At 47.2% G+C, this 5812-nt stretch carries 6 protein-coding genes and 1 tRNA gene; 2 read left to right on the top strand and 5 right to left on the bottom strand.

Annotated features, from left to right (window positions below; all coding sequences use genetic code 11):
• Nucleotides 1–322: 322 nt before the first annotated feature.
• Complete coding sequence (locus tag ACJAZW_RS14975; protein ID WP_415159533.1) at nt 323–499, bottom strand: hypothetical protein; 177 nt, start codon at nt 497–499, stop codon at nt 323–325.
• A gap of 299 nt (nt 500–798) precedes the next feature.
• The gene (locus ACJAZW_RS14970) at nt 799–1392 is read right to left on the bottom strand and encodes a TetR/AcrR family transcriptional regulator (protein ID WP_415159531.1); all 594 of its coding nucleotides are present in this window, start codon (nt 1390–1392) and stop codon (nt 799–801) included.
• Nucleotides 1393–1490: 98 nt separating this feature from the next.
• Here ACJAZW_RS14970 and ACJAZW_RS14965 point away from each other — a divergent pair, with 98 nt between their 5' ends.
• Nucleotides 1491–2531 (top strand): alpha/beta hydrolase family protein, encoded by a 1041-nt coding sequence (locus ACJAZW_RS14965; RefSeq protein ID WP_415159529.1) that lies wholly within the window; start codon nt 1491–1493, stop codon nt 2529–2531.
• Between the two features lies 1 nt (nt 2532).
• On the opposite strand, the gene ACJAZW_RS14960 is transcribed toward ACJAZW_RS14965, so the two are convergent.
• Entirely contained in the window at nt 2533–3573 is a 1041-nt protein-coding gene (locus tag ACJAZW_RS14960) for an aldo/keto reductase (protein WP_415159527.1), read from the bottom strand.
• A gap of 223 nt (nt 3574–3796) precedes the next feature.
• Between ACJAZW_RS14960 and ACJAZW_RS14955 the strand changes: the two genes are divergently transcribed.
• A tRNA-Met gene (locus ACJAZW_RS14955) sits at nt 3797–3873 on the top strand.
• Nucleotides 3874–4022: 149 nt separating this feature from the next.
• Here the strand turns inward: ACJAZW_RS14955 and ACJAZW_RS14950 are convergent.
• Together ACJAZW_RS14950 and ACJAZW_RS14945 are read right to left on the bottom strand one after the other, a co-directional pair.
• A complete protein-coding gene (locus ACJAZW_RS14950) occupies nt 4023–4502 on the bottom strand; it encodes a hypothetical protein (protein ID WP_415159525.1) in 480 nt (159 codons plus the stop codon).
• Between the two features lie 82 nt (nt 4503–4584).
• Nucleotides 4585–5812: hypothetical protein (locus tag ACJAZW_RS14945; protein ID WP_415159523.1), on the bottom strand; the 1228-nt coding region annotated here is incomplete at its 5' end.

Below are 5812 nucleotides of genomic sequence, written 5' to 3'. Positions count from 1 at the left end.
GCGCGAGAAAGATTGGAAAAGATCAAGCAAAAACCAGCTGAGTAATTCGAAGCGGCTACACGGACAATTGTCGACCTAAAACCGATCCACAACATTTGCGCTATTCCGTCTATAATCTATAGTTTCTTGGAAAATGGCAGAAAACTATGGTTTTACCTTCTTTGTCATATTCTGCACGTTCTTTACTTTTTTGCTCTTTATGATAGATTTGAGGTGTGTTTCGCACATTGGCTTTGACTCTTGCGGTCCAGCCAATGTCCACCAATTAGGTGCCTTCCTTACAGGGGTGAGACATCTCTAATTAGCTTGGCCAGAGCCATTTCTAAATAGCTTTGACACCATCAATTGGCGTGTCTCGTTTTACAGCATTTTGCACCCAGCGAAGCCGTTGGCGAGCCATGAGGCCTGACATGGATGGGCGTTTTATTTCAATCGCCCGACTTAAAACCCCATAAAACGCCCAAAAAATGAGCGGCAGAAGTGTCGAAATTAGTGTCATGCGCGGATCATCTCAATTGCCGTTTATCCATCAATCATAGCGCATATGATCGGCTTGGCGAGACGATATTTCTTTATAGGGTCTCGTAACGGGCAACCGCCGTTTTGAGCACCAAACCAGCCAACTGTATTTGGTGAAACTATGACTGAACAAATCATATGGGTGTTGTGATGATAAACGTTTCGATACTTAGTGATTAAGTTGGTCTCATTGGTGGGAATTAAACGGCGCCGCACTTTGGCATTTGAGCATTTGCGCAGTTGATCAACAAGTTGGTGTTGTTGTTTCGAATATCAAGTTTAACCGAAAAGGGCCGAAATGACACTTCCAGTGGATTTGGTGAGTTCAGTTTTGCTGGGCACAGCTGATGCCGCAGCCCGTGCGGTAATGCCATCGAGCAAAGCGAGTATCATGAATACAGCGCCCTCAATGTCTGTGTTTTTGCCGATGTGCCCGGCAATCTGACTTGTGCGAAATATCTCGATAAGGTTGGATTTGAATTGATCTTCGACTTTTTGAAAGACTTCGTGCACGTTTTGATTGCGAGAAGCCTCTGTGCTGATTTCAATCATAAGGCGGGCGAAATCTTTGTCCAGCAGCGTATCAAGGATATCTGGCATGGCGTCTTGCAGCCCACGTACAGGGTTTTTTACGCCCCTAAGATAGTCAATGAGCTCTAAGTTTTGTGCATGTTCTTGCGCTGCAATTGCTTCGATGATTGCCTGTTTTGAAGGGTAATAGCGGTATAGCGCGCCGGGGCTGATGTTGCCCGTTTTACAGATCTCTTGCATGGACGAGCTGTGAATACCTTTTGCGATAAAGCATTTTGTCGCCGCCGCAACGATCTGTTTTTTACGGGTTTTGTGTAGTTCCTCGTTTTTGGTGCGGGCCATGTTGGTCTCTTGATTTCCGAATAGCTGTTCTAAATTAGAATTGACTTGTTCTCAAGTCATGATATTAAGCGAATGATTGTTCTAAGATTGGAAGCGCGATGCGCATCAAATATTTCTCACTGGGGTTTGGCGCATTGGTCGGAGCCGCGCTTTTGGTTTTGACGTTCTTGTTGATGTCGCCAGATGAAAACTACAAGGAAGTTGATTTCCCATTTGGGTTTGAAGGCATAACGATTGCGGGCAAGTTGATCTTGCCGCTGGTACCAAACGAAAAGCCAATCGACTGTATGATATTTGTACATGGCGATGGCGCGATGCCGCATGACGCATTTGGCTATTTTGTCCCGTATTTTTCTTACTTCGCCCAAAACAATATGTGTACATTGTCATGGGATAAGCCGGGGGTGAATGGCTCGGACGGTGACTGGCTGGATTATTCCATGGAGGATCGCGCCGCGCTGGTCGTAGCCGCGATTGCGACTTTGCGCTCAAATACTGTGCAGCCAATTGGCAAAATTGGCGTGATCGGGTTTTCTCAAGCAGGTTGGGTTTTGCCGAAAGTCGACCCGAACATAAACGAGGTTGCGTTCTACATTTTTGTCTCTCCAGCAATAAACTGGATGCGCCAGTCCGCCTACATGTCTAGTTTGCGGCAAGGTGACGCGCCTGTTGATCCGGTCGCTGCACGACGGGAAAAATTGATTGATGATTTGCTGTTATCAGGCGCGCTGTATGCCGCGTTTGAAGAGTTAGCAAGTGGTGAACCCGATTTGGGCGCAGAAGAGTTCTCTAAATCGCGATGGAATTTTGTTGTCAAAAACGCCCACGCCGATTTGACGGCGGATTTGGGTCAGGTGCAGGGTACGCCTGTGTTGTTGCTAACTGGTGCACGAGACGGCCAAGTTGATGCATTGGAGACTATCGAAGTTTTCAAAGAAGTCCTGGGGGAAACAAACCTGCAAACCCACGTTTTTGAAAAAGCCGGTCACAGTATGCTTGAAGTGGGTCAACGCCGCCCGATGCAGGATTGGGACGGCATTTGGATAATCATCAAAACAGCATTCATGGGGCGCGATGCATTTATTGATGGTTATTGGGCGGCGATTGATGATTTTGTCGCCGCCCAAACTGAGCGTTGATTTAGATCGGACGTGGATATTGCCGATAGATCTTTTCGATGCCGCTTAGCACTTCGTCAGAAAGCACAATATCTTTTGCGTCAATGTCGGTTTTTAGCTGTTCCATCGATGTGGCGCCAATAATGACAGATGTCATGAAAGGACGATCCAGCGCAAACTTGAGGCCCATTTGACAAACATCCAAGCCGTGTTCTTTGGCCAAAGCTATGTAAGCGCGAATGGCTGGCTCGGATTGTGGTGAGTTGCGATAGGTTGCGGCAACAGATAATTCACCGCGCGTTCCTTTGGGGATTTGACCATCCAAATATTTGCCAGATAGAGCGCCTGCTGCGAGCACTGAATAGGCAAGCAAGCCGACATTTTCATGGTGACTGACTTCGGCCAAGTCGTGGTCGAACCAGCGGCGCAGCAGACCATATTCATTTTGGATTGATGCGATGCGGGGGAGGTCGTTCGCTTCTGAAAGTCGCAAAAATTGCGTTGTGCCCCACGCAGATTCGTTGGATAGGCCTATGTGCCTGATTTTGCCGTCACGCACCAGCGCGTCGAGCGTTTCTAGCACTTCAAGCATGTTCGCCTGTACCGCTTGCGTATTTTGGCTTGTGGGATCAAAGCTATATCCATGGTTGAAATGGTAATGCCCGCGATTTGGCCAATGCAATTGGTAAAGATCAATATAGTCTGTTTGCAGCCGCTTCAGGCTGCTTTCAACGGCCTTGCGGATTGAGCTGGCGTTGATGGGGCTACCATCGCGAATCCAGGGCACGCCTTCGCCGGCAATTTTGGTCGCCAGAATGACTTTTTCGCGTTGGCCAGTCTTTTTGAACCAAGTCCCGATATATTCTTCGGTAAGCCCGTAACTTTCGGGAATGGTTGGTACGGCGTAAAGTTCAGCGGTATCAAAGAAATTGATTTCACGCTCAAGCGCGTAATCCATTTGTTGATGCGCGTCTTGTTCGCTGTTTTGTCGGCCCCAGGTCATGGTGCCAAGGCAGATCTCACTGACCATTAGATCAGTGCGGCCAAGTTTGTTGAATTTCATCACATATCTCGCAATTTGGTGAGGACCGTAAACTTAACGCAAAAGGCCCCAAAAGCACAAGATTGGACCTGCTCAAACCCGCCAAACAAGTTTTTTTGGCATTTGTGGTATTAGTCCTTCACATTCAGATCAAAGCACCCTATATAGGCGCTGTCCCGGTAAGCATCGGGCGGAAAACGGCATCGCCGTTATCCTTTAAGGCAGTAATTGTCTTTATTTTTGGCGCGGGGTGGAGCAGCCCGGTAGCTCGTCAGGCTCATAACCTGAAGGTCGTAGGTTCAAATCCTACCCCCGCAACCAAAACAAGTTTTCAATTCATAAAACAAGATAAATGAGTGCGTTGGCGCGATACATTTATGCGCTTGTGTAAATTCAGCAAGAATTATGAATTGGCGAAGTTTGGCTGCTTAAAAAAATTCCCCAGCAATACTGTTGCCAATTGCCACAAGTCAGCCGTTAGAGTCAGTTGCCCAACAAATCCCAATTTCCCCTTTGCCGATAACTTTCTTTGCAAAATGCTTTGGGACTTCTGTTTTTGCGGTGAAATACATGCCGATGATCAACAGGTTGGCTCCGACATAGGCAGGTTTGAGATCTTTGATCAATTTTGTCGTGTCATCGCTCAAGCCTTTGGCGAATCGCTTGTAGTTTGAGAATGACTGGCATTTGAGTTCAACAATGACTTTGTTCTTAAGTGCAGAACTATCGTTCAGCAAAAAGTCGCAACCTTTTCGGTTGTTTGTAAAGCAATGCTTTTCTCGTCCAATATCAAAGGCATGGTTTTTTTCGCCGATAAATCTAAAAATTTCAGCTTGGGCCCATCCTTCCCATCCGCCATCTTGCGGCCACATCTTTGCGATGGCCGCCTCGTTTGTGGTCATCCATTCTTCAACATATTCAAGAAATTCATCGAGTGAAATTTCAGCCATAATCTTTGTTCCTCGCGCCTTAATTTGGTGGGCGGCAGGGTCAGCTAAGCTGATCCCGCTTTTCACATTTTTGGGGGAAATATCAACCAAATTCGGACGCTGCCAAATCTTCCATGCCCCGGATGTATTTGTCGAAGTCAATCGCCATTTCGCGCTCCCACAATGCCCGGTGCTCAACCAACATATCTCGGATTTTCAGTTGCACGTCTTCGGACGCCAGTTTGTAAATGGGAATGAGCGCTTCAATTTTACAATTCCGCCATTCCGTGTATGGGCCCAGACTTGCAAGATATTCGGGTGGATTGTGCACTTTGGCTTCTTCGCCACCAAAGGCCCGTAACTTTACTTTGCGGGTTTGGCTGACACTGACGTTGGAGACGTCATTCTTGTCTGAACCCGCATAGCTAGCGGAGCCTGAAAAATTGCCAAATGATGCGCTTGCTGCCGCTTGGAATGTTGTTGTTGCTGAGGTTTGTTCCACATCGGTGGTGAACACTCTCTTATCTTCCAAAATCAGCTTGCCGCCGATCACCATGGCGGTGGGAAAATAGGCGCCCCAGGTTTTTAAGGTTTCAATGAAAATGCGATAATTTTTCACATCACGGCCACCGTCGGCAATTTCGGTGAGTTTTGTTTCAAGCTCGGGTGCCAGTACCAAATCATCAACATGGAATGATAATCTGACTTTTCGGACCAGATATTGAGAGCACAGGTAAAAATGGCGTTCTTTATGGTCAGAGTGACTTTTGTGGGAACTGGTATATTTTGCACTGCCTGAAACGCCCCAGCCACTTGCGGAAACACTGGCTGAATGTGAGACGGCTTTGTCGATTTCTTGCTCTAAAAATGTGTCGGTTACGAAGTGATCTTCTATGTAAGTTTCTTGGAAGCTGGTGAAATGGGGTTCAGTTTGATCAATTTTGAGATGAAAGCCGTCAGTGTCCGACTGGGCAATGAAATCCTCCAAATCTGGCGAAAATCCGCGGAACAGCCCTACATCTTCAAAAAGTGTGCCGCGTTTTTTGGGGCCCAAACCCATATAGTAGTCGCGCACTTCGCTCGATGCTGTGCCGGTGGGCATAATTCCGCTGGTGTGGTCGGTTTCATCAACGTGCTTTTTTTCTAAAGGGTCTCCGGTTGGCACATCTGGCAATTCCGGTACATCTGGTGTTTGGTGCGTGGTTGTTTTTCGAAAGAAGTTGATGGTGCAAAGTTTTGGGGTCGTGTTTGATTTTTCGTCCCCATCGTCTTTTTTCTCCATGATATCGGCAATGGTCAAACTGGCTTCATCGTCTTTGCCAACGACCGAA

The sequence above is a fragment of the Maritalea sp. genome, from assembly GCF_047634455.1.
Taxonomy (GTDB): domain Bacteria; phylum Pseudomonadota; class Alphaproteobacteria; order Rhizobiales; family Devosiaceae; genus Maritalea.
Note: the sequence above shows the minus strand (reverse complement) of the source record. Positions and strands in the feature narration are given on the sequence as shown.

Bases quoted from the DNA above. Each gene is read 5' to 3' on its own strand.
- ACJAZW_RS14975 (WP_415159533.1), bottom strand. From the start codon at position 499: ATGACACTAATTTCGACACTTCTGCCGCTCATTTTTTGGGCGTTTTAT.
- ACJAZW_RS14970 (WP_415159531.1), bottom strand. From the start codon at position 1,392: ATGGCCCGCACCAAAAACGAGGAACTACACAAAACCCGTAAAAAACAG.
- ACJAZW_RS14965 (WP_415159529.1), top strand. From the start codon at position 1,491: ATGCGCATCAAATATTTCTCACTGGGGTTTGGCGCATTGGTCGGAGCC.
- ACJAZW_RS14960 (WP_415159527.1), bottom strand. From the start codon at position 3,573: ATGAAATTCAACAAACTTGGCCGCACTGATCTAATGGTCAGTGAGATC.
- ACJAZW_RS14950 (WP_415159525.1), bottom strand. From the start codon at position 4,502: ATGGCTGAAATTTCACTCGATGAATTTCTTGAATATGTTGAAGAATGG.